Annotated in this window: 25 protein-coding genes, 2 pseudogenes and 1 riboswitch; of the genes and pseudogenes, 12 read left to right on the forward strand and 15 right to left on the reverse strand. The window is 73.7% G+C overall.

Annotated elements, in window-relative coordinates:
* Nucleotides 1-69 precede the first annotated feature (69 nt).
* Both C7M71_RS25935 and C7M71_RS25945 read left to right on the forward strand, forming a co-directional pair.
* Nucleotides 70-2,043 carry a family 20 glycosylhydrolase gene (locus C7M71_RS25935; protein WP_162824383.1) on the forward strand — a complete coding sequence of 658 codons (1,974 nt, stop codon included), beginning with the start codon at nucleotides 70-72 and terminating at the stop codon, nucleotides 2,041-2,043.
* Between the two features lie 622 nt (nucleotides 2,044-2,665).
* Complete coding sequence (locus tag C7M71_RS25945; protein ID WP_111490660.1) at nucleotides 2,666-3,640, forward strand: alpha/beta hydrolase; 975 nt, start codon at nucleotides 2,666-2,668, stop codon at nucleotides 3,638-3,640.
* A 131-nt stretch (nucleotides 3,641-3,771) separates the two neighbouring features.
* Here C7M71_RS25945 and C7M71_RS25950 read toward each other — a convergent pair whose 3' ends face one another.
* Together C7M71_RS25950 and C7M71_RS25955 are read right to left on the reverse strand one after the other, a co-directional pair.
* Entirely contained in the window at nucleotides 3,772-4,542 is a 771-nt protein-coding gene (locus tag C7M71_RS25950) for a CbtA family protein (RefSeq protein ID WP_111490661.1), read from the reverse strand.
* Between the two features lie 14 nt (nucleotides 4,543-4,556).
* A complete protein-coding gene (locus C7M71_RS25955) occupies nucleotides 4,557-4,781 on the reverse strand; it encodes a CbtB domain-containing protein (RefSeq protein ID WP_111490662.1) in 225 nt (74 codons plus the stop codon).
* Nucleotides 4,782-5,108: 327 nt separating this feature from the next.
* Here C7M71_RS25955 and C7M71_RS25960 point away from each other — a divergent pair, with 327 nt between their 5' ends.
* Together C7M71_RS25960 and C7M71_RS25965 are read left to right on the forward strand one after the other, a co-directional pair.
* Nucleotides 5,109-5,720 (forward strand): histidine phosphatase family protein, encoded by a 612-nt coding sequence (locus C7M71_RS25960; RefSeq protein WP_114914576.1) that lies wholly within the window; start codon nucleotides 5,109-5,111, stop codon nucleotides 5,718-5,720.
* A 66-nt stretch (nucleotides 5,721-5,786) separates the two neighbouring features.
* A riboswitch (cobalamin riboswitch) is annotated at nucleotides 5,787-5,986 on the forward strand.
* Nucleotides 5,987-6,107: 121 nt separating this feature from the next.
* Complete coding sequence (locus C7M71_RS25965) at nucleotides 6,108-6,461, forward strand: hypothetical protein (protein ID WP_111495108.1); 354 nt, start codon at nucleotides 6,108-6,110, stop codon at nucleotides 6,459-6,461.
* 5 nt (nucleotides 6,462-6,466) lie between these two features.
* Here C7M71_RS25965 and C7M71_RS25970 read toward each other — a convergent pair whose 3' ends face one another.
* Genes C7M71_RS25970 through C7M71_RS25985 form a run of 4 tightly spaced genes read right to left on the reverse strand, consistent with a single transcriptional unit; the run spans nucleotide 6,467 to nucleotide 9,778 of the window.
* On the reverse strand, nucleotides 6,467-6,709 hold the full coding sequence (locus C7M71_RS25970) for a hypothetical protein (protein ID WP_111495110.1): 243 nt from the start codon (nucleotides 6,707-6,709) through the stop codon (nucleotides 6,467-6,469).
* Nucleotides 6,710-6,765: 56 nt separating this feature from the next.
* On the reverse strand, nucleotides 6,766-7,665 hold the full coding sequence (locus C7M71_RS25975; protein WP_111495112.1) for an ABC transporter ATP-binding protein: 900 nt from the start codon (nucleotides 7,663-7,665) through the stop codon (nucleotides 6,766-6,768).
* Nucleotides 7,666-7,675: 10 nt separating this feature from the next.
* Nucleotides 7,676-8,767: a FecCD family ABC transporter permease gene (locus C7M71_RS25980; protein ID WP_114914577.1), complete on the reverse strand. Its 1,092-nt coding sequence runs from the start codon at nucleotides 8,765-8,767 to the stop codon at nucleotides 7,676-7,678.
* Nucleotides 8,768-9,778, reverse strand: coding sequence for a FecCD family ABC transporter permease (locus C7M71_RS25985; RefSeq protein WP_111495619.1), 1,011 nt, complete (start codon nucleotides 9,776-9,778; stop codon nucleotides 8,768-8,770).
* A gap of 589 nt (nucleotides 9,779-10,367) precedes the next feature.
* Here C7M71_RS25985 and C7M71_RS25990 point away from each other — a divergent pair.
* Nucleotides 10,368-11,402 (forward strand): ABC transporter substrate-binding protein, encoded by a 1,035-nt coding sequence (locus C7M71_RS25990; RefSeq protein ID WP_229758914.1) that lies wholly within the window; start codon nucleotides 10,368-10,370, stop codon nucleotides 11,400-11,402.
* 20 nt (nucleotides 11,403-11,422) lie between these two features.
* Here the strand turns inward: C7M71_RS25990 and C7M71_RS25995 are convergent, their stop codons facing one another.
* On the reverse strand, nucleotides 11,423-12,205 hold the full coding sequence (locus C7M71_RS25995) for an AraC family transcriptional regulator (RefSeq protein WP_111495018.1): 783 nt from the start codon (nucleotides 12,203-12,205) through the stop codon (nucleotides 11,423-11,425).
* 162 nt (nucleotides 12,206-12,367) lie between these two features.
* Here C7M71_RS25995 and C7M71_RS33370 point away from each other — a divergent pair, with 162 nt between their 5' ends.
* The 3 genes and pseudogenes from C7M71_RS33370 to C7M71_RS26015 all read left to right on the forward strand — a co-directional run bounded on the left by C7M71_RS33370 (nucleotide 12,368) and on the right by C7M71_RS26015 (nucleotide 16,382).
* On the forward strand, nucleotides 12,368-14,410 hold the full coding sequence (locus C7M71_RS33370; RefSeq protein WP_456107175.1) for an ABC transporter transmembrane domain-containing protein: 2,043 nt from the start codon (nucleotides 12,368-12,370) through the stop codon (nucleotides 14,408-14,410).
* Nucleotides 14,317-14,604: pseudogene (locus C7M71_RS26010) on the forward strand (ABC transporter ATP-binding protein); the annotation flags it as partial. The gene C7M71_RS33370 and the pseudogene C7M71_RS26010, both read left to right, overlap by 94 nt.
* Nucleotides 14,601-16,382 (forward strand): ABC transporter ATP-binding protein, encoded by a 1,782-nt coding sequence (locus C7M71_RS26015; protein ID WP_229758915.1) that lies wholly within the window; start codon nucleotides 14,601-14,603, stop codon nucleotides 16,380-16,382. The pseudogene C7M71_RS26010 and the gene C7M71_RS26015, both read left to right, overlap by 4 nt.
* A gap of 156 nt (nucleotides 16,383-16,538) precedes the next feature.
* On the opposite strand, the gene C7M71_RS26020 is transcribed toward C7M71_RS26015, so the two are convergent.
* Complete coding sequence (locus C7M71_RS26020; protein ID WP_111491875.1) at nucleotides 16,539-16,895, reverse strand: hypothetical protein; 357 nt, start codon at nucleotides 16,893-16,895, stop codon at nucleotides 16,539-16,541.
* Nucleotides 16,896-17,063: 168 nt separating this feature from the next.
* Nucleotides 17,064-17,855, reverse strand: a complete 792-nt coding sequence (locus C7M71_RS26025) for a class I SAM-dependent methyltransferase (RefSeq protein ID WP_111491874.1) — start codon at nucleotides 17,853-17,855, stop codon at nucleotides 17,064-17,066.
* Nucleotides 17,856-17,973: 118 nt separating this feature from the next.
* Between C7M71_RS26025 and C7M71_RS26030 the strand changes: the two genes are divergently transcribed.
* Both C7M71_RS26030 and C7M71_RS26035 read left to right on the forward strand, forming a co-directional pair.
* Complete coding sequence (locus C7M71_RS26030) at nucleotides 17,974-18,801, forward strand: hypothetical protein (RefSeq protein WP_111491873.1); 828 nt, start codon at nucleotides 17,974-17,976, stop codon at nucleotides 18,799-18,801.
* Nucleotides 18,802-19,018: 217 nt separating this feature from the next.
* Nucleotides 19,019-19,325 (forward strand): annotated as a pseudogene (locus C7M71_RS26035) (transposase); the annotation flags it as partial.
* Here C7M71_RS26035 and C7M71_RS26040 read toward each other — a convergent pair.
* The 3 genes from C7M71_RS26040 to C7M71_RS26050 all read right to left on the reverse strand — a co-directional run bounded on the left by C7M71_RS26040 (nucleotide 19,270) and on the right by C7M71_RS26050 (nucleotide 21,103).
* Complete coding sequence (locus C7M71_RS26040; protein WP_229758916.1) at nucleotides 19,270-19,728, reverse strand: hypothetical protein; 459 nt, start codon at nucleotides 19,726-19,728, stop codon at nucleotides 19,270-19,272. The pseudogene C7M71_RS26035 and the gene C7M71_RS26040 sit on opposite strands and share 56 nt — an antisense overlap.
* Nucleotides 19,729-19,971: 243 nt before the next feature.
* A complete protein-coding gene (locus C7M71_RS26045) occupies nucleotides 19,972-20,556 on the reverse strand; it encodes a hypothetical protein (protein ID WP_111491872.1) in 585 nt (194 codons plus the stop codon).
* Nucleotides 20,549-21,103, reverse strand: a complete 555-nt coding sequence (locus tag C7M71_RS26050; RefSeq protein ID WP_111491871.1) for a SigE family RNA polymerase sigma factor — start codon at nucleotides 21,101-21,103, stop codon at nucleotides 20,549-20,551. Before C7M71_RS26050 ends, C7M71_RS26045 begins: the two co-directional genes overlap by 8 nt.
* 119 nt (nucleotides 21,104-21,222) lie before the next feature.
* Here C7M71_RS26050 and C7M71_RS26055 point away from each other — a divergent pair, with 119 nt between their 5' ends.
* A complete protein-coding gene (locus C7M71_RS26055; RefSeq protein WP_111491870.1) occupies nucleotides 21,223-21,402 on the forward strand; it encodes a hypothetical protein in 180 nt (59 codons plus the stop codon).
* 87 nt (nucleotides 21,403-21,489) lie between these two features.
* On the opposite strand, the gene C7M71_RS32780 is transcribed toward C7M71_RS26055, so the two are convergent.
* Nucleotides 21,490-21,615, reverse strand: a complete 126-nt coding sequence (locus C7M71_RS32780) for a hypothetical protein (protein ID WP_265737677.1) — start codon at nucleotides 21,613-21,615, stop codon at nucleotides 21,490-21,492.
* Between the two features lie 303 nt (nucleotides 21,616-21,918).
* On the opposite strand from C7M71_RS32780, the gene C7M71_RS26060 reads away from it, so the two are divergent.
* Nucleotides 21,919-22,215 (forward strand): hypothetical protein, encoded by a 297-nt coding sequence (locus C7M71_RS26060; protein WP_111491869.1) that lies wholly within the window; start codon nucleotides 21,919-21,921, stop codon nucleotides 22,213-22,215.
* A 781-nt stretch (nucleotides 22,216-22,996) separates the two neighbouring features.
* Here C7M71_RS26060 and C7M71_RS26070 read toward each other — a convergent pair.
* Both C7M71_RS26070 and C7M71_RS26075 read right to left on the reverse strand, forming a co-directional pair.
* Entirely contained in the window at nucleotides 22,997-23,530 is a 534-nt protein-coding gene (locus tag C7M71_RS26070) for a GNAT family N-acetyltransferase (RefSeq protein ID WP_265737678.1), read from the reverse strand.
* Complete coding sequence (locus C7M71_RS26075; protein WP_111491868.1) at nucleotides 23,527-24,378, reverse strand: ABC transporter ATP-binding protein; 852 nt, start codon at nucleotides 24,376-24,378, stop codon at nucleotides 23,527-23,529. Before C7M71_RS26075 ends, C7M71_RS26070 begins: the two co-directional genes overlap by 4 nt.
* Between the last annotated feature and the right edge of the window lie 215 nt (nucleotides 24,379-24,593).

A 24,593-nucleotide genomic window follows, 5' to 3' on the forward strand; every position in this document is an offset into this window, starting at 1 on the left:
GCAGCCATGCCGTACGGCCCCCGCTCCGGGCCCGCTCAGCGGCCCGCCCCGGGAAAGGGATGTGTGGAGATGTGCAGCAGACCCAGGCTGGTGCCGGCCGTCGTCGCGGCAGTGGCGGCCGTCCTGCTGGCGGCGGACGGGCTCGCCGTGGTCACCGCGACCGGGGCGGCCGAACCGGCCGCCACGCCGCCGCCCGGAGTGGACCGCCTGGTGCCCAAGCCCGTCGCCGCGCGGGCCACCGGGGGCACTCCGTTCACCCTCGGCGCCGCGAGCCGGATCGTGGCACCCGGCGCGGCCCGGCCGGTCGGCGACTACCTGGCCGGGCTGCTGCGCCGCTCGACCGGCTACCGGCTCCCGGTGACCTCCGGCACCCCGCAGAGCGGTGACATCGTGCTGGAGGTGGCAGCGGGCGGCGCACCGGCCGGGCACGCCGACGAGGGGTACACCCTTGTCACCGGTGGCGAGACCGCGACGGTGCGTGCCGACCGCCCGGCCGGCCTCTTCCACGGCGTCCAGACGCTGCGTCAGCTGCTGCCCGCCTGGGTGGAGAGCCGGAGACCGGTGGACGGGCCGTGGACCGCGCAGGCGGCGGTGGTCTCCGACTACCCGCGCTTCGGCTACCGAGGGGTGATGCTCGATGTGGCCCGCAGCTTTCTGACGGTCGACGAGGTCAAGCACTATCTGGACGGGATCGCCCAGTTCAAGGTCAACACCCTGCATCTGCACCTCACCGACGACCAGGCGTGGCGCCTCGCCGTGGACACCCCGGCGGAGAACCCCTCCGGCCTCGACTACACCGCACTGACCTCGGTCGGGTCCAAGGGTGGGGCCGACGTCCGGAGCACCGACGGCAAGCCGCTGGGCACCGAGCCGGGCCGCCGGGGCTTCTACACCCAGGACGACTACCGGGACATCGTCTCCTACGCCGGATCGCGCTTCATCACGGTCGTCCCGGAGATCGACGGGCCCAGCCACACCAACGCCGCCCTGGCGTCGATCCCGCAGCTCAACCCCGACGGCGTCGCCAAGCCGATGAACGACACCGGCGAGGTCGGCTACTCCACCCTGGACACCCGCTCGCCGACCACCTATGAGTTCCTGCGGACGGTCCTCACCCAGCTCGCCGCCCTCACCCCCGGCCGCTATCTGCACATCGGCGGCGACGAGGCCCATGTCACCAGCCATGACGACTACCTCGACTACCTCCGCCGGACCCTGCCGATCGTGGGCGGCCTGGGCAAGACCGCCATCGGCTGGAACGAGTACGCCGCAGCGGACCTCCCGGCCGGCTCCCTCATCCAGTACTGGAAGGGCCCGATGGCACCGGTGCTCACCCAGGTGGCCCGGGGCGCCAAGGTCATCATGTCCCCGGCGGCCATCACCTACCTGGACCAGAAGTACACCGCCGACACCCCCATCGGGCTCTCCTGGGCATGCAGCGGCGGCTGCGACTACGACCACTCCTACGACTGGAACCCGGTCCGGGACGGCCTCCGGGAGGCGGATGTGGCCGGCGTGGAGGCGGCGCTCTGGTCCGAGACGGTGCGCGGCATCGACCAGGCCGACTGGCTCGGTTATCCGCGTCTGGTGTCGGTCGCCGAGGTCGGCTGGACCCCGCAGGACCGGCGGGACGTCCGGGACTTCACGGCTCGGCTGGCACCGCTCGGTACCCGGCTGACCCTGCAAGGCGTCGACTTCCGGCCCTCCCCCGGGGTGCGGTGGACCACCGACGTCAGGGCCGGGGACTCGGCGCTCCCCGGGCCGGGCGCCCTCTCCGGCGGGATCGCCTGGTTCACCGCCCCGGGCGCCGCCCAGGACCGGGTCGCGGCCTTGATCGACTTCGGTGACGGCTCCGCCCCCGTGGCCGGAGCCGTCACCCAGGAATGGCCGGCCGGCGCCCTGTCGGCCGGCGGCGTCTTCACCGTCACCGCCCCCGGCCACCGGTACACCCGCCCGGGGACGTTCAGCGGCAGGGTGACCGTCACCACCCCGCTCGGCCGGCGGTCGGCCCCGTTCACCGTCACCGTCGGCCCGCCGCGCTGACGGAGGCGCGGGCACAGCGAACGGGGAGGGCCCGGGGGACCGGGCCCTCCCCTTGGTCGGTGCGACCGGGAAGCGCTGACGGATCAGCGACAGACCCGGGTCGCAGCGCGCCAGCTTCTGGTCCAGTGGGCGGCGTGGCGGTGGCCCTTGCTGTCGCGGTACGCCTTGTGCCAGGTCCTCGACCAGTGGCCGGGGCGTGCCACACACGTGCGGTGGTGTGGCGAGGTACGGGTGCTCACGGTGGGGGACGCCGGTGCCGCCGACGCCGCAGTCGCCGAGGTGAACGCGATCCCGCCCGCCAGCACGCTGGAGGCGGCACCGACGGCGAGAAGCCGGACAAGCCTGTTGGTGCGCATCATGTGACCTTCTTTCCTGCTCGTGGGACGAGCACGAACCCCGGCTTATCACCCCATATGTCCGCCCGGTCACCCGACTGTGGCGACCGAGTGAACGCCACGCCCGGCACTACGGCGAACGGGTGGTGCCGCACCCCGCCGGGCAGCGGCCGCCCCCGCTGCGGCCCGCCCAGGGCCCCCGAGTTGCCGATTCATCCCGCTCTGTGACGATGGCGGAGGTGTGCGTCACCGTGCCCGCCCCGCACCGTCGTGGACAGGAGACCCCCATGGCCGAGCCGCCGCCGCCTCCGCAGGGCCCCGTCCTGGAGCCCGCCGCCAGGGAGTTGGCGGATGCCACCGCCCCGCACCCGCGCAGCTACGAGGTGGAGCCCGAGCAGGGCCGCGACCTCCTCGCCGACCTCCAGCGGGGCGCCGACGTGGCCAAGCCCCAGGCCGACGAGCAGTGGGTGACCGTCCAGGGCGGGCCCACCGGCTCGGTACGCACCCGGATCGTCCGGCCCCCGGGCACCTCCGGGCAGCTGCCGGTGGTGCTCTACCTCCATGGCGCGGGCTGGGTCTTCGGCGACGAGACCACCCATGACCGGCTGGTGCGCGAACTGGCCGTCGGCGCCGAGGCGGCGGTCGTCTTCCCGCTCTACGACCGCGCGCCGGAGGCCAGATACCCCACCCAGATCGAGCAGAACTGGGCGGTGGGGCAGTGGATCGTCGCCGAGGGGGCCGGGCACGGTCTCGACGCCTCCCGCCTCGCGGTGTGCGGTGACTCGGTCGGCGGCAATATGTCCGCCGTCTTCGCGCTGATGGCCAAGGAGCGCGGCGGCGTCCCGCTGCGGGCGCAGGTGCTGCTGTACCCGGTCACCGACGCCGACTTCGGGACCTCCTCGTACCGGCAGTTCGCCGACGGCTACGTCCTCACCCGGGACGGGATGATGTGGTTCTGGAACCAGTACACGGACGACCCGGCGCAGCGTGCCGAGGTCTATGCCTCACCGCTGCGGGCCTCCCTTGACCAGCTGAGCGGACTGCCCCCGGCGCTGGTGATCACCGGCGAGGCCGATGTGCTCCGGGACGAGGGCGAGGCGTACGCCGCCAGGCTCCGCGAGGCCGGGGTCGAGGTCACCGCCGTCCGGGTGCTGGGCATGGTGCACGACTTCCTGATGCTCGACAGTCTGCGCGACTCCCGGGCGGCCGGCGTCGCCCGGCGACTCACCGTGGACGCCCTGCGGCGGGCCCTGCACGGCTGACGGCCCTGCGCGGCTGACGGCGCTGCATAGCTGACGGCGCAGCACTGCTGACGGCGCAGCACCGCGTGCACCCGCCGGGCGTCCCCGGCGGGTGCACGCGGTACCGGTCCTACGGCGCCGCCCTCGCCGCGTCACTGCGCGGCGGCGGCCGTCCCCGAGGGCACCGCCCGGGTCGCGGCCCGGGACGCCTTGGGCTCCAGTGCCCGCTGGGCGAGTTCGCCGAAGAGCAGGCCGAACGCGGTCCACAGGGTGAGCTGGATGGCGAGCGCCGCGATGCGGAACTGCCACAGCAGGGTGGCCGAGAAGTCCGCCGGCACCTCGTTGACGGCCGGCAGCAGGGCGTACGCCAGGCCGACGACCACCGCGAACGCGGCGCCGGCCGCGACGGTGGCGTACCAGTTGCCCCACCGGGGCGCCAGGTAGCGGCCGAGGAGCACGGCGGCGACCGCCAGCAGCACGCTGAGCAGCATCATCAGGAAGTACAGCGCGGTCCGCTTGCCGATGGTGTCGGGTTCGCCGACGGACGGCGGGTTGGCCGGGTACTTCAGGAACGGCACCAGGTAGACGGCGACCAGCGCCGCGAACGACAGCAGCGCCGCAGTCGCCCGGGGGCTGAAGCGGCCGACCCTGCCCAGGGCGAAGCAGAAGGCCAGGGCGGCGATGCCGCCCATGGCGACGCCGAAGATCAGGACGCCGGTGGCCAGCCCGGCGGTCGACTGGAGCGTGCGGCTGACGAGTTCGACCTCATGCTCGTGCTCGTGCGCGTGGGACTCCTCGAAGGCGATGGCGGCGTCGACCCGGGACTCCCCGAGCAGGTACGCCGCGACAAAGGCGAGCACGCCGGCCGCGAGGCCGGCCAGCATGCCGCGGATGAGCAGGGTTCTGGCGAGGGCGGAGTTCATGTGCTCGGCTCCGGTCAGTGGCAGGGGAAGCCGAGGAGATGGCGGCCGTCGTGCACCCACTCGTGCACGGTCTCGCCGGAGATCAGGGAGGTGGCGCCCTGCTCGGCGCCGACGAAGTAGAGCAGCACCAGCATCAGGACGCCGAAGAACACGGCCCACGGCAGGATCGCTCGCACCGGAATCGGGGCGATGCCGGGCTGGGCGGGGGAAACGGCAGGGGGAACAACGGACTCTGCCATGGCAGCCTCCTCTGGGAACACGCGTCCCACTCGTTGGAGCACGACGACGGTGCCGGGTCTGACTCACCGGAGGCCGCCGCCCTCCCCGGGGTGGAGGAGAGCGGTGCCTGCTCGGCATACAGTGGCGCGACCGTGCCGGCCTCTCACCGGACTTCCGTCACACCGTCGTCACATCGACGCGACGGTACCGCGAACCGGCAGACCGGCCAAGAGCGCGCGGACGGGCGCCCGCACCTCGCCCCGTCCCGGACCGCATGGCCGAATCGGCCTGGCGGCAGGCGAGTTGGAGGGTTTGGTGCACCTGTGGGCGAGTGGGAGGGCAGTCCGATGACCGTCAGGGTGATCTTCATCTCAGCGGCGGGCAGCGCCGCGCTGCGGGAGGCGCGGTTCGACGACGGCGGCCCGCTGGACGCGGCCGGGCTGCGCCGGGCGCGGACGGCGGCCGGCACCCTGCCCCCGGCCCGCCGGAGCTACGCCTCCCCGACGGCGCGCTGCCGGGAGACCGCCGAGGCCCTGGGGTTGGCGGCCGAACCCGTGCCCGCGCTGGGCGGCTGCGCGATGGGCCGCTGGCGGGGGCGCCGCCTGGACGAGGTGATGGCCGCCGAGCCGGAGGCGGTCGCCGGGTGGCTCTCGGACCCCTCCTGCGCACCGCACGGCGGCGAGTCCCTGCTGGAGCTGCACACCAGGGTCGCCGGCTGGCTGGACGCGCTGCCCGGCTCAGGGCTGGCGGGCTCTGGGCAGGCGGACTCCGGGCAGGCGGGCTCCGGGCGGGTGGTGGTCGTCGCCGAGCCCGATGTGGTGCGCGCCGCGCTGGTCCATGCCCTCGGGGCGCCGCCGCAGGTCTTCTGGCGGCTGGACGTACCCCCGCTCACCGCCACCGAACTCAGCGGGCGCGACGGCCGGTGGAACCTGCGCTGCGGCACCCCGCTCGGCAGCTGAACCAGCCCCCTCCGCCGACGGACATCTGCACGGCTGTGCAGCCTTGCAGGCGCTCCGTCGCGGCCCATAGGGTGGGCCCGCCGTGGTGCTCGGGAAGCCGGTGCGATACCGGAGCGGCCCTCGCCACTGTGATCGGGAAGTCCGTACTCCACCGTCCCCCGCCCGCCGGGGGAGGAGGCCACGGGAGGCCGTGAGGCGTCCGGGAAGGCCGGTGCACGGACGTCGGACCCGTCAGCCAGGAGACCGGCCACGGCACCGTACGACGTCCATCCACGAGGTGCTGGAGAGACCGCCGCAGATGAGCCTGCCTGCCTGTGCCGCCCGTCCCGCCTGTGCCGCCCCTGCCGCAGGGCCCGCGCCCGAGCGCGCGTCGAACGGAGCCGAGCGGTGAGCAGGCGCCCCGAACCGCCCCGGATCACCTTCGGCGGGAAGCCGGCCGTGGTCCTCAGCCCCGAGGACTACCAGTCCCTGGCCGCCGCACGACGGCAGGTGGGCGGCCAGGCCACCCGGATCAAGGTCCTCAGGCGCGAGCTGGCCGACGCCGTCGCCCTGCTGGCCGAGGCCGAGGCGCAGTTGGCGGACCACCACCGCCACCCGGCCGACGCACCGGCCGACGGACCGGCCGATGCGGCGGCCCCGTGCGCCGGCTGCGGGCTGCTGGAGTCGGTCCGGGAGTGGATGCGGGCGCCGCAGCGCAGCGGCGCCCCCGGCCACTCGGCCGCCGAGCCCGGCGCCGGCTGAACGGGTCAGGCGGCGTACTGCTTGAGCCGGGACTCGAAGTCGCGCAGGGCGCGCTGCGCCCAGCGGTAGCTGCACACGTCGTTCCAGCTGATCGGGTAGGCGTGCCCGGCCCGTACGGTGGGGAGCGCGGTCAGGGCCAGCCCGCCGGCGCCGGCCAGCAGCCCGCGCCGGGTGAGCTGGTTCACGATCTCGGCGAAGCGGGCCTCCAACTCGGGGCCGGCGGGGATGCGGGGGGCGGTGGTGTGCACGGGGGTGGTGCCTTTCTCGGCGGCTTGGGGGCTCGGCGGCTCGGGTTGGGGCGGGGTCAGGCGGTCTGCGCGGCTTCCTGCCGGATGTGGTGGCGGCCGATCGGCAGCACCAGCGGGGTCCGGGAGACCTCGTCGGTGACGATCCGGCAGTCCATGCCGAAGATCTCGCGGACGGTGGCCTCGGTGACCACCTCGGACGGGGTGCCCTCTGCGGCGACCCTGCCGTCCTTCATGGCGATGAGGTGGTCTCCGTAGCGGCAGGCCAGGTTGAGGTCGTGCAGGACCGCGACCACGGTGGTGCCGCGCTGCCGGTTGAGGTCGGTCAGCAGGTCCAGCACCTCCACCTGGTGCGGCAGGTCCAGATAGGTGGTGGGTTCGTCCAGCAGCAGCAGGTCGGTGTGCTGGGCGAGGGCGACGGCGATCCAGACCCGCTGCCGCTGGCCGCCGGAGAGTTCGTCCACCGAGCGCTCGGCCAGTTCCAGGGTGTCGGTGGCGGCCAGTGCCCCCGCGACGGCGTCGTCATCCTGCTCGGTCCAGCGGCGGAACCAGCCCTGGTGCGGGTAGCGGCCGCGCCCGACCAGGTCGGCGACGCGGATGCCGTCGGGGGCCACCGGGGTCTGCGGGAGGATGCCGAGCTTGGCCGCGACCTCCTTGGTGGGGACGGTGTGGATATTGCGGCCGTCCAGCAGCACCTCGCCGGAGCTGGGTGCGAGCAGCCTGGCGAGGCCGCGCAGCAGGGTGGACTTCCCGCAGGCGTTGGGGCCGACGATCATGGTGACCCGGCCGGGCGGGATGTCGGCGGTGATGCCGCTGACCACCTCCTGCCGGTCGTAGCCCAGGTGCAGCCGTTGGGCGCTCAGAGTGTGCCGGGCCGAACCCGGTCGGGCCGAACCCGGTCGGGCCGGGGCGTGCTCGGCCGTGCCGGGCTGGGCCGGGGCGTGCTGTGCCGTCGTCATCGGCTTTTCCTCATCCTCCACGGCCGACCCGGTTGGACCGGGCCAGGAGCCAGAGCAGACAGGGGGCTCCCAGAGCCCCGGTGATCACCCCGACCGGGAACTCGGTCGGGCCCAGCAGATGCTGTCCGGCGAAGTCGCAGCCCAGCATGGTCAGCGCCCCGACCTGCGCGGACAGGGCCAGCGCCGGACCCCGGCCGTGGATCAGCCGGCGGGCGATCGGCCCGGACAGGAAGGCGACAAAGGCCACCGGGCCGGTGGCGGCGGTGGCCACCGCCGCCAGGCAGACGCCCACCAGCACCAGGCCGAGCCGCCCCCGTTCGACCCGTACGCCGAGTCCCCGGGCGGTGTCGTCGCCGAGCGAGAGGGCGGGCAGCGAGCGGGCGGCGATGACGGCGGCGGGCAGCAGCGGGACCAGGCAGAGCAGCAGGGTGCGGGCGCGCTGCCAGTCGCTTGCGCCCAGGCTGCCGGTGAGCCAGACCATGGCCTGCTGGGCGGTGTAGACCTCGGCCCGGGTCATCAGGAAGGAGACCATGCCGGAGAGCGCGGCGGAGACGCCGATGCCGACCAGGACCAGCCGGTAGCCGGTGACTCCGCGCCGCCAGGCCAGCAGGTAGATCGCCACGGCGGTGGCCAGCGCCCCGACCAGGGCGCTCAGCGAGACGGCCGCTCCGCCCAGCCCGAAGAGGACGATCGCGACCACGGCGGCGGCGCTGGCGCCCGAGGTGATGCCGATGACATCGGGGCTGGCCAGCGGGTTGCGTACCAGGTTCTGGAAGATCGCCCCGGAGAGGCCGAAGGCGGCGCCGGAGGCGACGGCGGTCAGCGCCCGGGGCAGCCGGACGTCGAGGACGATGAAGTCGGTGCCCGGGGTGCCGTGGCCGAGCAGCGACCGGAGGACGTCCGGCAGCGGGATGGGGAAGCTGCCGACGGTGAGGGAGTAGCAGAACACGGCGAAGGTGACCGCGCCGAGGACCGAGGCGGCGGTCAGGGTGCCGAGCCGGCCCCGGCGGCGGGCGGCGACCAGGGCGCGGCGGGCGGCGGCGGGTACGGGGCGCGGCGCGGCGGGTGCGGCGGGCGCGGTGGCCAGGTGCTGGGTCGTCATCTACAGGCCCGCCAGCTTCTGCCGGCGGACCAGGGCGACGAAGACCGGGGCGCCGAGGACGGCGGTCACAATGCCCACCTGGATCTCCCCGGGTCGGGCGACGACCCGGCCCACGACGTCCGAGACCAGCAGCAGGGTCGGGGCCAGCAGCATCGCGCAGGGCAGGATCCAGCGGTGGTCGGGGCCGGTGAAGAGCCGCACCGCATGCGGCACGGTGAGGCCGACGAAGCCGATCGGTCCGGCGATGGCCGTGGCGGTGCCGCAGAGCAGGACGGCGGTCACGGCGCAGAAGGCGCGGGCGGCGGTGACGTTCTGGCCCAGCCCCCGGGCGGTGTCGTCGCCGAGGCTCAGGGTGTTGAGCAGCCGTCCGGAGCAGAGCGCGAGCAGCGAGCCGACCACGACAAACGGTCCGGCCTGCCAGGCGACGGACAGGTCCCGCCCGGCCAGTGCGCCGACCTCCCAGAACCGGAACTGGTCGAAGGTACGGGTGTCGGTGAGCAGCAGGGCGCTGGTGAACGAGGTGAGCGCGGCGCTGACCGCCGCCCCGGCCAGGGCCAGCTTGACCGGGGTGGCGCCCTCCCGGCCGAGTGAGCCGACCGTGTACACGACCAGCGCGGCGCAGGCGGCGCCGAGGAAGGCGAACCACACATAGCCGGTGAAGGAGGTGATGCCGAAGACGCTGATCGCGGTCACCACTGAGAGCGCGGCGCCGGAGTTCACCCCCAGCAGCCCGGGGTCGGCCAGCGGGTTGCGGGCCAGTCCCTGCATCACCGTGCCGGCCAGGCCGAGGGCTGCGCCGGCCAGCAGGCCGATCACGGTGCGCGGCAGGCGGAGCGAGGTGACGATCAGTTGGTCGCCGTCGTCGGGGTCGTGGTGCAGCACGGTGTCCAGGACGGTGGAGAGCGGTACGGACTTGGCTCCCACGGCGAGGCTGGCGCCGACCGCCAGGACCAGGGCCACCGCGAGTACCGTCAGGCCCAGTGCCGGTGTCGCCCGGCGGCGCGCTGGCAATGGGCCGGGCGCGGGCAACTGGCCGGGTGCGGGCGCGGGCCTCGCGGGCGCGCGCCGGAGCGCGGGCGAGGGCCACGCGGGCTCGGGGTGGGACGGATCAAGCCTGCCCTGGCGGGGCACGGCGGCGTCCGTGCGGGGGTGTGTGACGTCCACGTGTTCTCCTCGGCGGACCCCTGGTCGGGGATAAGGGAAGGCTAACCTCACCGGCCGTTGGGTTCTGCGCGCGGGCCGGTCTTCGGGGCCTTCGGGGGCCCGGTACGCGGAGTCCGGCAGGACGAGTCATATCGCCGGACGGACAGCCCGGCGGCGGTCTCGGCCCGGTCCGGCGAGCGTCGGATTCCGCGTCCGGAGGCGCAGCATCCCTGCGGAGAGCGGCAGTTGGCGACCCCGGTCGGGGGTGGCGGGCGGCGGTGGGTGGCCGGGTGGCGCGGCGGGATCGCGCTATGCGGTGTCCGGGCGGGGAAATCTGCCTCGAAAGTGCCGCTTAGGGTTGCCAAAGTTAGGTGAACCTAAGTCGCCTCGTCGGCGCTGCTGCCGCCGACCTGAGGCCGCGCCTGGACTCCACCGTGCCCACCCTGGAGGAACCCCCGTGTCCGTGCACCACCAGCCCTCACCGCTCCGCCCCGACGGGATGCCGACCCGGCGCCGCCTGCTCGGCTCGGCTGCGGGCGCCGCCGCCCTGCTGGGCCTTGCCGCCTGCGGCTCGGGCGGCTCCGGCTCCAAGGGTGCCGCTGGGGCGTCCGTCGGGGCGTCCGCCGGGGCGTCGGCCGCCTCGACCCGGGTGGTCGACACCGCCAAGGGGAAGGTCACGGTACCGGCCCGGCCCCAGCGGGTGGTGATCCTCAATGACTTCCCGATGGCCGCGATGTTCGACCTCGGGCAGCTGCCGGTGGGCCTCTTCAACGCCGGCGAGGAGTATGTCGCGCAGCCGTACCTGGAGCGGTGGCGCTCCATCCCCAAGGTCTCCAACGGCGTCGGCGGCACCGTGGAGGTCGAGAAGGTGGCCGCCCTCCAGCCGGACCTGATCATCGGCATCGACGCCCAACCCAACCTGCCGTATGAGCAGCTCAGCCGACTGGCGCCGACCGTACTGCTGCCCTTCAGCAAGTCCAAGACCCCCTGGCGGGACATGGCGGAGCAGACCGCCGTGGTCCTCGGCCTGCCGGACGCCCTCGCCAAGCTCAAGCAGCGCTACGCCGACCGGGCGGCGCAGATCAGGAAGGAGCGCGCGGCGGTGCTGGCGCGCTACCGCTGGGCCCTGCTCCAGGGCGGCTTCGACGAGGGTCAGTGGTGGCTCTACGGACCCGAATCCAACATCGGCGGCATCCTCGCCGCCGCCGGGGCCCGCTTCTCCAGCGGCTCCGTGCGGGTGAAGGAGCAGGCGTCGGTCTCCTATGAGCTGGTGACCTCCCGGCTCTCCGACGCGGACGCGATCTTCTACTACACGACCAACGACGGGAAGCCGGCCAACCTCGGCCCCAAGCTCTTCGCCCAGCAGTCCTTCCAGAAGCTGCCCGCCGTGCGGGCCGGCCACCTCTACGGCAGCATCGCCTTCCTGCCCGCCGGCTACACCGAGGCGCTGATGGCGCTGGACGACTTCGACAGCGCGCTGCGGAAGCTGTGACGCCCGTACGCCCCGCCCCGTCAGCCCCGGGCGGAGCGGGGCGGATCGGCGAAGTAGGCGCCGGGGGTGCGCCCGGTCTCCAGCCGGAACGCGGCCACGAACGCGCTGGGCGTGGAGTAGCCGACCCGGCGGGCCACCGACGCCAGCGGCCGGTTGGCCGCCAGGTGCCCGAGGGCGGCCCGCAGCCGCACCCGGGTCCGCCAGCGGCCGAACGGCATGCCGGTCTCGGCGGCGAAGAGCCGCGCCAGCGTACGGCCGCTGGCGCCCACCTCGCGGCCCCAGCCGTCCAGCGTCCGCTCGTCCGAGGGATGGGCGATCAGCGCCTCGGCGACCCGGCGGGCCCGGGTGTCCAGCGGCATGGGCACATCGATGGTGGTCACGCCCACCGGCCGCAGCAGGTCGAAGAGGACGGCCTCGGCCCGGGACCGCGCGCCCGGACCGAGGTCCGGGGCGGCCAGATGGGTGATCAGCTCGCGCAGCAGCGGGCCCACCCCGACCACCGTCGGGTCGTGCCACCCGGCCGGGCAGTGCGCGGGCGGCAGATAGACGCTCCGCATCAGCGCGGGACGGGTGGCCCCGGTCGCATGGGGGACCCCGGCCGGTATCCAGAGCGCCATGGTCGGCGGCAGCACCCAGGAGCGGTCGCCGATGTCCACGGTCAGTACACCGCTCGGGCTCCAGGCCAGTTGGTGGGTCTCATGGTCGTGCAGGTCGAAGCGCTGGCCCGGCTGCATGTCGAAGGTCCGCACGCAGATCGCGGCCGGGTCCGGCGCCTCCGCGCGGGGTTGTCCGTTCGGCGACATGGAACGGCACCCTATCTCCTGTACGACAATCCGTCCGGCTGCCTAGGGTCGACCAGGGCACCACACGACGACCCCGCCCCCGGCCGGGACGAGCCGGACCGGCCCCGCAGACCAGACCGGCCCCGCAGACCAGACCAGCCCCGCAGAGAGGATCCACCGCACATGTCCGTCGCCTCCGGCACCGCCGAGGACCAGGGCACGGACGGCGGACCCGCTGGCGCCGCCGCCCCGCAGCGCGGCCCGGACGCGCTGCTGGCCGCCACCGCGCGCGGACAGGCCGCCCAGCTCACCACGGCAACGCTGCTCATCGTCGGCCACCAGAGCTGCGAGGCCCTGGTCCCGGTGCTGGTGGGCGTGGTCGTGGACCGCGCGGTGGACGGCGGCACCGGCCGCTCGCTGCTGCTCTGGCTCACCCTGCTGGGCTTGGACTTCATCGCCCTCTCGCTCTGCTTCCGCTTCGGCTCCCGGGCCTCCACCCGCGCCACCGAGGGCGCCGCCCACACCCTGCGGGTCGCGCTCGCCGGACGGCTGCTGGCCCCCCACGGCGGCGCCGACCGCGACCGGCTGCCGGGCGACCTGCTGACCGTCGTCACCTCCGACGCCCAGCAGGTCGGCCGGTTCAACTCCACCCTCACCACCGCCGCCGGAGCGGTCGCCGCCCTCACCCTGGGCGCCGTCCTGCTGCTGCGGATGTCCGTCCTGCTCGGCCTGGTCGTCCTGCTCGGCACCCCGCTGGTCCTCGCCGTGATGCACCGGCTGGGGCAGCCCCTGGAACGGCGCAGCGCCGCCGAGCAGGCCGCCGCCGCCCGCGCCGCCGGGACCGCCGTGGACCTGGTCGGCGGCCTACGGGTGCTCAAGGGCCTGCGGGCCGAGCGCCCGGCCTTCGACCGGTACCGGGAGACCAGCCGGACCAGCCTGCGCGCCACCGTCGCGGCGGCCCGCGCCGAAGCCCTGCTGGACGGGGGCGCGGTGCTGCTCGCCGGAATCCTGGTCACCGCCGTCGCCCTGGTCGCCGGGCGCCTCGCGGTGCAGGGCCGGATCGGCCTCGGCGACCTGATCGCCTGCGCCGGACTCTGCCAGTTCCTCATCGGCCCCACCCAGTCCCTGATGTCCGTCGGACCCGCCCTGGCCCGCGCCCGGGCCTCCGCCCGCCGGGCGGTGGCCCTGCTCGACGCCCCACCCGCCGTCTCCGGCGGGACGCACACCCCGGCCGCACCGGTGACCGGCGCCCTGAGCGTCCACGGCCTGACCCACGGACGGCTGCACGGCCTGACCCTGGACATCGCCCCGGGAGAACACCTCGGCCTGGTCGCCCCCGACCCCGCCGAGGCGGCCGACCTGCTGGGCTGCCTCTCCGGCGACACGACCCCCACCACCGGCTCCATCCACCTCGACGGGACACCACTGGCCGACCTCACCCTCGAAGCAGCCCGCGCCGCAATCCTGGTGGCACCTCACCAGCCATACCTCTTCGACGGCACCCTCCTGGCCAACCTCCACGACGGCCACCCCCACCCCCACCCCTTGCCCCAACCCTGCCGACCCCCGCCCCGACCCCACCGACCCCTGCCCCAACCCCACCGACCCGTGCTTCAACCGCGCCGACCCCTGCCCCGAGCCCGTCGGCCTCCGCCCCAACCCGGCCGACCCGTGCTTCAACCGCGCCGACCCCTGCCCCGAGCCCGTCGTTCTCCGCCTCAACCCCGCCGACCCCTGCCTCGATCTCGTCGGCCTCCGCCTCAACCCCGCAGGCCCCTGCCCCGACCCCACCGACCTCCGCCTCAACCGCGCCGACCTCCGCCTCAACCGCGCCGACCTCTGCCCCGACCCCACCGACCTCCGCCCCGACCCCACCGACCTCCGCCTCAACCGCGCCGACCTCCGCCTCAACCGCGCCGACCTCCGCCCCAACCCCACCGACCCCTGCCCCAACCCCGCCGCCCTCCGCCTCAACCCCGCCGACCTCCACGCCACCCGGAGCCGTTCCGGCCGACCTGGTCGGGGTCGCCGACCGGCGGGCGCTGGCCGCCGCCGCAGCCGACGAACTGGCCCAGAGCCTTCCCGACGGCCTGCACACCCGGCTCGGGGAGCAGGGCGCCTTCCTCTCCGGCGGTCAGCGCCAGCGGGTCGCCCTGGCCCGAGCCCTGCGGGCGGAGCCCCCGGTGCTGGTCCTCCATGAACCCACCAGCGCCATCGACACCGTGACGGAGGCCCGGATCGCCGACGGCATACGGGCGCTGCGCGCCGGCCGCACCACCGTCGTGGTGACCTCCTCGCCGACGCTGCTGGCCGCCTGCGACCGCGTGGTGCTCCTCGACGGCGGGGCCGTGGCCGCCGCCGGCCCGCACCACCGGCTCGCCGCCCAGGACTCGCGGTACCAGGCGGCGGTGCTCCGGTGACCGGCGACGAGTACGTCCTGCTCCCCACGGCCACGCCGTCCCGCACCCGGCGGCTGGCCGCCGAACTGGTCCGCCCGCAGCGCCGACTCGCCCTGCTGGCCGCCCTGGTCTTCGCGGCCGAGGCCGCCGCCGGTCTGGTCGGGCCGCTGGCGCTGGGGTGGATCGTCGACACCGTGCAGCGGCGCGGCGGTACGGGAGAGGTGGCCATGGCCGCCGCCGTACTGCTGACCGCCGCAGCGGTGCAGGCGGCGCTGGCCGCCGCCGGACGCGCCCTGGTGGCCCAGGTCGGCGAGACCGCCCTCGCCCGGCTGCGCGAACGCGTGGTCGCCCGCGTCCTGGCGCTGCCCGCCCGCCGCATCGAGGAGGCCGGTACCGGAGATCTGGCGGCGCGGGTCGGCGACGACGCCTCGCTGGTCGCCGCCGCCGTCCGCAGCGTGCTCCCGGACCTGGCGGGCTCGGCGCTGACCATCGGCTTCACGGTGCTCGGACTCGCCGCCCTGGACTGGCGGTTCGCGCTGGCCGGGCTGTGTGCGCTGCCCGTCCAGGCCGCCGCGCTGCGCTGGTATCTGCGCCACTCCGGTCCGCTGTACGCGGCCGAGCGGGTCGCCGGGGGAGAGCGGACCCGGCAGATCCTGGAGTCGGTGGGCGGGGTCGAGACGGTCCGGGCGTTCCGGCTGGGCGGCGACCACACCCGCCGGGTCGCCGAGCGGTCCGGCACCGCCCTGGGCTTCGCGGTACGGGCGACCGCGATGCGGTCGAAGTTCTTCGGCCGGCTCAATGTCGCCGAGTTCATCGGGCTGGGACTGATCCTGGTGGCCGGGTTCCACCTGGTCCGCTCCGGCCAGGCCCGGGTGGGCGAGGCGACTGCGGCGGCGCTGCTCTTCACCCGCCTCTTCGACCCGGTGAACCTGCTGCTGGCCCTGGTCGCCCGGGCCCAGGAGGCGGGCGCCGGACTGGCCCGCCTGGTGGGCGTGGCCGACCTCGTCCCGGCCGACGACCTCACCGTCCCGGACCCCTCGGGCACCCCGGCCGTCCGCCGCTCCCAGGACCCGCCCCCGGTACGGGTGTCCGGGGTGCACCACGCGTACCGGCCCGGCCATCCGGTACTGCACGGCATCGACCTGCGGCTGGCACCCGGGGAACTGGTCACGCTCGTCGGTACCAGCGGGGCGGGCAAGAGCACCCTGGCCCGGATCGTCGCCGGGGTACACCCGCCCACCGCCGGGGAGGTCGTCATCGGCTCCGACCGGCCCTCGGTGCTGCTGCTGGACCAGGACACCCATGTGTTCGCCGGGACCCTCGCCGACAACCTGCTGCCCGCCCGCCCGGACGCCGCCGAGCCGGACCTGCTCGCGGCACTCGACCAGGCCGGAGCCCTGCCGTGGGTGCAGGCCCTGCCGCAGGGACTGCGGACCGTGGTCGGCGCGGGCGGCACCCGGCTGACGCCCGTCCAGGCCCAGCAACTCGCCCTGGCCAGGCTGGCGTTGGCCGACCCGCCGGTCGCCGTCCTGGACGAGGCGGCGGCTGAAGCCGGCAGCGACGGCGCCCGTACGCTGGAGGCCGCCGCCCGCGAGATCCTGCGCGGCCGCACCGCCCTGGTGGTCGCCCACCGCCTCGCCCAGGCGGTCACCGCCGACCGCGTGGTCGTCCTCGACGCGGGACGCATCGTCGAGCAGGGCCCCCACCACCAACTGGCCGCCGCCGGCGGCCGCTACGCCGCCCTCTGGGCCGCCTGGCCCGGCCACACCGCCGACGAACCGACCCCCCTCACCCCATAGCCCCGCCGCTCCCGCCACGGCCGACGCCCTGCGCTGGGGGTCAAGCGGCGCCGACAGGCTGATGCTGTCGGCGGATCCAGGCATACGTCCCATGCGAGGATCCGTGGGACGCTCACGGCAAGTACGTGAAGTGACCTGTGGACGGTGCTCTCTGGGTTAGACCGTCTGCTCGATCTGTTCGAAGATGTCGGCGTCCGTCTCCTGCTGCCACTTCGGCAGTTCGTCCCAGTCTGCGACGTAGCCGGGCTTGGGGTCCTCGATGTGCTTGTGGATCTGTGCGGTCCAGCACAGGGCGACGAATCGGCCCTTCTGCTCGCGTGAGAGCTTCGCGGTGTTGCCGGCGGACACCTGGACGAAGTCGCGGACCTGCCCGTAGACGGCGGCGGCGCACGCGCGCTCCCAGTCGGGCGTCTCCTCCCACGGCGCGATGTAGCCGGGCTTGGGCTCGCCGGGGTAGTGCCTGGTCACGCCCGCGATCCATGCCTCGCGGAAGTAGCGGCCGTCGTTGGTCATGCTGTTACTCCTGCTGTCAGGCGGCGCTGCCCAGCGCCGAGATCCGGTGGTGCAGTTCCGAGACTCGCCCATCGCTCATGAGCGGGGCAAGACGGTCCTGCAGTGCTTTCGGGACCGGAGGTGCGGCCAGCCGTCCGTACTGGCGGGTGGCTGGGCTGCCGACCCCTGTCACTCGGTGCCCCGCCGCCCGATGCGGATGAGGAACTCGTTGTCCTCCGGGAACGCGTCCTCGGTGCTGTGCTGGGCGAGGGCGCTCTCCACCGCCGCCCCGAACTCGCCGAGGCGGCCTACGAAGAGGTGCGGTGCGGCGAAACTGGTGGAGTAGAGGTAGCCGAGGATGCTGTCGGTGCTCCATGTCCGGTGGACCGGCACCCGGATCTCCTCGACCCGGTTGAAGGGTGACTCCTCCATGATTTCGCTGTAGGGCCGGTCGTGGTGCTTGAAGGTGCTGTCGCCAGCGCGCCGTTCCTCGCCGAGGAAGCTCTGGACGACCGCGCGCACGGACTGCTTCCAGGGGCTGTCGGCGGCCCAGAAGCTGTTGTCGCCGAGGATGGCGACGGCACCGCCGGGGGCGACCTGGTCGTCGAGGCGGGCGAGCACGGTGGCCTGGTCGAGCCAGTGGAAGGCCCGGCAGATCGTCACGAGGTCGGCGCGCCAGCCGACCGGGGGCCTGAAGTTCTCGGCCGTCGACTCGATGAGCGACAGACTGGCCCCGTCGGGGAGTTGGGGCCGGAGAGCCGCCTCGGCGCCCTTGAGCATGTCGGGGTCGTTGTCGATGGCGATGATGTCGTCGAACCGGCCGAGCAGGGCTTCGGCGACCAGTCCGGTGCCGGTGCCGATGTCCAGCAGCCGGCGGGGCTCGGTGGGTGCGACGGCCTGGTCGAGGACGGATGCGACCTCCTCGGGGATGCCCGGGCGGTACTGGCGGTAGTAGTCGGCGGTGCCGCTGAACAGGCTCATGGGTTCCTCGGATCGAGTAGCCGGGGGGACGTGCCGGACTGCGTCGGTGAGTTCGTGGGCGACGAGCAGGCTGTGTTCAACGAGGACGTGTTCGTCGGGGACCGTACGGCCATGGGACGTGCGGCTGCCCGACGCCGCAGCAGGCCGACGGATCACCGCGCCCGTTGCCGGCGCCCTGCACACCCGCCTGGACGCCCTGCGCCGCCTGGACGACCAACTCGGCTCCGGACAGCTCCGGCCCCTTGCCGAGGCCGAGCTGCAACTGATCACCGATCTTCTGACCGCCGGCTCCTACAGCCAGGCCACCATGAACAGCCTCTTCTCCGCCGCCTCCGAGGCATCCCGGATCTGCGGCTGGCTCGCCTACGACACCGGACACCACACCACGGCACGCAGGCACTACCTCACCGCCCTGCGCACAGCCGCCGGCGCCGGCGACGACATTGCCGGCGCCCATGCCCTGAGCTACGCGGCCATCCAGGCGTACTCCACCGACCGCCCCCGCGATGCCGTGAAGATGCTCGACGCCGCACACTCCCGTACCCGTGCCGTCGCCACACCGCGGATGCAGGCCATGCTCCACGCCCGTCAGGCCCGCGCCTTCTCCAAGACCGGTGGAGACCGCGCGGCGTGCATCCGTGCCATCAACGCTGCCTTCGACGCATACGCCCAAGGCCCGCACGACGATGACCCGGCCTTCACCTACTGGGTCAGCGAGGCCGAGCTGCTGAGCATCGCAGGCTCCTCGGCTCTGTCGCAGGGCGACCACCGTCAGGCGATCAGCTACTTCCGCCGCGCCACGGACGCCGCCGCGTACGACGCGACGGATACCCGCGGGCGGCGGCCATCTACTACGTCCGAGCGGCGGAGGCGCACCTGGGTCTGGGTGAGATGGAGGACGCCTGTTCTGCCGCGTCACGTGCCGTGCGCTGCCTGGGTCGGGTGAACTCGTCCCGGGGGAGCGGCACGCTGGCGGACCTGCGGACGCACCTCGGCCGTTTCGACTCCGTTCCGATTGTCCGGGACGTTCTCGACGAGATTGCCTGACTGCGGGCCGGCCCGCAGCGGACAGGCCCGACAGGGCGGAGCGCCGATGCCCGGATCGGTCGGCGGCCAGGGCGGTGGTATCGCCGGTGCGCCGGTGGGCAGTTGGCGCGGGAACGGTGGGTCCGCTGCCCGACGACATCACCGTCCACCCGGACGCCGGCTACGACTCCGACCAGACCCGCACCCTGCTCAACGAACGCGGCCTTCACGGCCGTATCGCGCACAGAGGCGAGAAGGCGCCCATCCAGGCCAGTCAGCGCCGGCACGTCGAACGCACCCACGCCTGGCAGAACGCCTTCCACCCGCTCGCCCGCTGCTACGAGCGCCCGAACCGCCGACCATGACCGCACCCCTGTCCGCGCCGGCTTTAGGAGGTGTACAGCGACTGCAACCTGGTCACCCGGCCCTTCCCGTCGAAGCTGAGGTCGTACCCCAGCCCCGAGCGGGAGGAGCTCGGCTCGGACATCAGCCGGTTGACGAACTCGGCCTGGGAGTAGGGGGAGGGGGCGGAGTTGTCGCCCAGCGGGACCGACAGCAGCACCCGGGCGTCTGTGGCCATGAGCACCGTGGTGTAGGGCCCTTCGCCGGGGATGATCAACCACGCCTCGTGCGGGCCCGTGGCGGCCACCTTCCGGGCCGTCCGCACTGACAGGTAGGTCCGTCCGCCGCTGATCCAGCCCTCGCGTATCTGCATGAACTGCTTGGTACCGGCCCAGCGCGTCGTGCCGGCCGGGGCGGTGCCCTCGCCGGGCGCGGCGGGCGCGGTCGTCGCGGTGGGCGGGGTCGGCACGGCGGCCTGGCCGGACGCCGACGCTGAAGCCGTCACCGGTGTTGCCGAGGCAACGGCGTCCGCCTGCCCTTCGCCGCCCTTGCCGGTGCATGCGGTCAGGGCAAGAGCGGTCAGGGCAAGAGCGGTCAAGGCGAGAGCGGTCAGAGGAAGGGCGCCGGTTCGGCGGCGAGAAGTGAGCACGGCAAGGTCCCATCGGATCGGATGCGGTCGGGATACATGAGCTCTACGCCCTGGCCCGCCGCTGGGTTGCACCTCGATGCCGTGAATGCGGCGGCGGCCTCAGTCGGTCTCCCGCAAGGACTCCACCCGGCCCTCGCTGTCATAGTCGATCGCGAACATCCACCGCGGCCCGGCAGCCAGCCGGCTCACCAACTGGTCCAGCCGCATATCCGCAGGGGACGCGCCGGAGAGCCGCCGTGCTTCCACCAGCGTCCACCGCGGCAGGGTCAGCGTGTGCACCACACCCGTGGGCACCGCGGTCCCCCGGACGGTACGGAGCTGCTCGACGGTGACCCGCACCAGGTCGCCCTGCGCCACCGCGCCGTACACGTAGCCCAGTTCACTGGCGTACTGCTCGCCCGGTGCAGGCGACGGCGGTACGAAGCCTGAAACGGTCGGCGCTGGCACGATCGCGGCCGGCTCCGGCACCCGGGCGGCTCGGAACAGCGACAGACCGCCCACCAGCACAGCGACCGCCAGCAGCGCGCCGCCGAACGCCACAGCCGCCCGTCGGCGGCGCATGCGCTGCTCACCACGGGCCCGCACCCGGTGCGCGGCAAGCGGCATCACCTGCTGCCGGCCCGACTCGGCGAGCCCGGCCAGGTTCCGCTCCAGACGCCGCTCCAGTTCTGTCCTGTCAGCCATGCCGCACCTCCGGCAGCCGGGTCGTCCGCAGATCGAGCTCCGTATCGGCCAGCAGGCGTGCCAGCGCCGCCCGTCCGCGGCTCAGGTGCGCCTTGACCGTGCCGACGGGGCAACCGGTCTCGGCAGCCACCTGCTCCACCGGCAGATCACACAGATGATGCAGCACCACGGCCCGCCGCTGCGCCTCGGGGATCCGCCGCAGTGCCTGGACCAGCAGCACGTGGTGCGGTTCCGGCGGCGGTACGGCGGCGGGCGGACCCTGCCGCCGGGCGAAGGCCAGCGCGGTGCGCGCCCGCCGCCACCGACTGACCGCCAGCCGCCAGGCCACCGTGCGCACCCACGCTTCGGGGGCACCGTTCAGGTCCAACTCGGCCCAGCGTTCCCAGGCCCGGGCGAACGCCTCCTGCACCACGTCCTGAGACTCAGCCAGGTCACCTGTCATCGCGTACAACTGGCCGACGAGCCGGCCGACGCTCGCGGTGTAGAAGGCGTCAAAATCACGCTCGTCCACACCGCGGCCCGGCGGATTCTGTGGTGGTGGTCGCATACCCCTTCTCACGCTGAAAGGTGGCTGCGCGGCTCCAGTGGAGCTCCCCGCCCCCTGTCTGAGGCACTTCCAAGAGAGCCAAGAGGCGACAGAGCCTCTTCTCTCCCGAAGGACCGCCCGTGCTCATGCACCCCCTGCCCCACGCTCACAACCTTCTGCAGACCGCCGCCGTCGCCGTCGCCGTCGCCGTCGCCGTGACCGCCGGGCAGATCCTCTCCGCAGTAACGGCCGGCCTCAGCATGAGCCTGCACACCGTCCGGTTCCTGCGCCCAGGTAGAGGCCGCCACCGCCGCCGGTAGCGCCAGGACTGCCGAGGGCCGGAAGCACCTCGCTCCGGCCCTCACTGCTGCCCACCGGCCGGATAGTCGGGTGACCGCTGCCGCAAATCACCGCAGCATCGCCCACAGCCGCACCACCCAGTGCACCAGCGACGCACCCACCACACCGGACAGCACGTGCGCCATACACCGCCGGCCGCCCGTCACCACCAGATGGACTCCGCCGGCACGCATCTCCAAAACCGGCTGCTCGGTCCTCGCCCTGCGCGGTCCTGCCGTGCCGGTCGCTCGCTTCCCTCGCTGCTGTGCGTCGGCCGGGACGTTGGCGGCCTCGAAGTCCTCAAGGGAGTCGTACGCCCACTGGCCGGTCGGATGCCGCCCCTCCTCCCGCTCTCCCGCGTCGCTCCCGCCCGGCGGATCCGCCGAGCCCCCACACCCTGGCGACCAGGCGATTCAAGGTTTACGCAATGTCTGCCCAAGCCTGGTTCGGCAGCGTGCTCTCCGTCCCACCCATCCACCTGAAACGGAGTGACCACAATGAAGCGCACTCTCGCCAGCGCATTCGCCACCGCCGCCCTGGCCGTCGGCGGCCTCACCGTGGTGGCCGCGCCCCCCGCCAGCGCCGCCACCTGCACGACGTGGCAGGACGAGAACACCTTCGGCGTGTCCTGCAACAGCGCCAACCCCTACTACGCCAAGGTCCGGTGCTCCAACGGCCAGGACGCACGGGGCGTCACCACGAACAGCGGACGCTGGTCCTACGCCTACTGCACCGCCTTCGGCACCAACGTCCGCATCGCCGGCGGCGCGCAGGGCGGCGTCATCTGGGCCTAGGACCACCACGGTCGTCTGACCAACCACCGAGGGCCAGAGCGGGGGAGCTCTGGCCCTCACCTACCTCCGCTGAAACGTCATGAACATGGGGGCAGCCCGACGGCCGGTCGCAGCCCGCCTCGCGCGCGGGTAGCTGCCTGCCGCCGGCACCGGGTGCTGATACTGGTGGGCTCGCGTATGCAACCGTCGCGAGTTGACCCACCTGACTCCGGCACTGCTACTGAGCGTGACAGCCTTGGGGAAGAGTCTGGGTGTCAGGGGCATCCGGTTGGATGAGCACGTGACTGTCTACGACGTAGCTCGCCGGTTCCCTTCCAACGCCGACCTGTGGAACCTGTGCCGCTGGCGATGCTCGACGCGATCCTGAGCCCGGACTGGGAAGGTCGGTACTACTCCTTCAATGCCGGCTGGGCCGACGGTGAGGAGCTGGCGTCGATGCGCAACGGGTCAGGGGACGAGTACTCCATCGTGTTCTCGGCGACCGGTGCCTATGTCCGCGGCTTCGACCACGAAGCACCGATGAGCCCGTACGGCAACGATGGCGAGCCCTGGCCGGGAGTGATCGACGAGGTTCCGGAGGTCTTCAGGCCCTTCGTCGAAGAGCCGGCGTTCACCGACGAGGACGACGTTCCCCGCCGCTCTCTCCGAGGAGGCGGCTGGTGGTCTTGTCGTGGTAGCCGAGGGCGTCCGCGACGACGGGGGCGGGAAGTCCGAGGAGTTGTTGCCGGATGGCGGCGCCGCGGGCGGCAGCGACAGGGATCGTCTGGCCCGGCTGGGCCGGCTAGTGCGGCAGGGCGGGGGGTCGCCGGGCGTACACGCGGGAGCCGCGGGTCGGGTCGAGGGCGCGTGCCCACTCCTGCGGTGCCCGCTCGGCCGGTACTTCCCGGAAGCCGCAGCGCAGAAAGAGTTCCGCGCCGCCGGTGGTGGCCGTGAAGACCTCGGCCGCCGACCGGGCGGCGGCCTCCAGCAGTGCGGCCGTCAGCAGCCGGGAGCCGACACCGGTCCCCTGGCAGTCCGCCAGCACGCAGAAGTTGTAGAGCACCGCATCGGTGCGCCGCACCCCCTCCCGGTATGTCCGCAGCGCGACACACCCCACCGGCGCCCCGCCCTCCGGGCCGTCCACCACCAGGAACTCGCCCGCCCGGGCCGCATACAGCTCCGGCGGACGGCGCCGCAGCGCACCGGATCGCACGAACCGCTCGGAGAGCCGGTGCAGCGCCGCCGCGTCCGAGGCAGCCGCCCGCCGTACCCCCTCGGGACCGCCGGGCACCCCGGGGCCCGGTCCGGCGGGCAGCCGCAGCGGACCGAGCGTCACACCGTCCCCCGGGCCCGCCGGCGGGCCGCCGGGATCACCAGCGGGGTGCCGCTCTCCGGGTCCTCGATGATCCGGCAGGGCAGGTCGAAGACCTCCTCCACCAGCTCCGCCGTCACGATGTCGCCCGGGGCGCCCTGCGCCACCACCCGCCCGTCGCGCATCGCGATCAGATGGGTGGCATAGCGGGCGGCCTGGTTGAGGTCGTGCAGTACGGCCACCAGGGTCCGCTCCTGCTCCTCGTGCAGCCGGGCGCAGAGGTCCAGTACCTCGACCTGATGGGCGATGTCCAGATAGGTCGTCGGCTCGTCCAGCAGCAGCAGCGGGGTCTCCTGGGCCAGCGCCATCGCCAGCCAGACCCGCTGCCGCTGGCCGCCGGAGAGCTCGTCCACGCTGCGCTCGGCCAGCTCGGCGACGCCGGTGGCGGCCATGGACTCGGCCACCACCCGCTCGTCCTGCGGAGACCACTGCCGTAGCAGCCCCTGGTGCGGGTAGCGGCCCCGGGCCACCAGGTCCTCCACGGTGATGCCCTCGGGCGCGGTGGAGGACTGCGGAAGCAGCCCGATGCGCCGGGCCAGCTGCTTGGTGGGCAGCGCGGTGATGGCCCGGCCGTCCAGCATGACCGCTCCGGCGGTCGGCTTGAGCAGCCGCGCGAAGGCCCGCAGGAGGGTGGACTTGCCGCAGGCGTTGGGGCCGATGACGACGGTGAAGGAGCGGTCGGGGACCCGTACCGAGAGCCCTTCGGCGATCACGCGGTGGTCGTACCGCAGCGTGACGTCCTCGGCCGCCAGCGGTGCTGACGCCCGCTCGGGGTCCCGGGAGTCGACGGGGTCGCGAGTCGCCGTGGTCACGTTGGTCCTCTCTCTGCTACGGCGCCGGCGCACCGCCGAGACCAGTATAGGGAAGGCTAACCTAAGTTAAGACGATAGTGCTGGGGTCCGAGGTCCCGACGCCCCTGACCCCGAGCAACCGATCGGACGTGTCCATGGCGTTTATGCGTCAACAGGGCGGCGCAGTATCACTCTTGAGCGGTACGGTGCGGCGACCGAGTTGACTGACCTGGGCT

The sequence above is a fragment of the Peterkaempfera bronchialis genome (genome assembly GCF_003258605.2).
Classification (GTDB): domain Bacteria; phylum Actinomycetota; class Actinomycetes; order Streptomycetales; family Streptomycetaceae; genus Peterkaempfera; species Peterkaempfera bronchialis.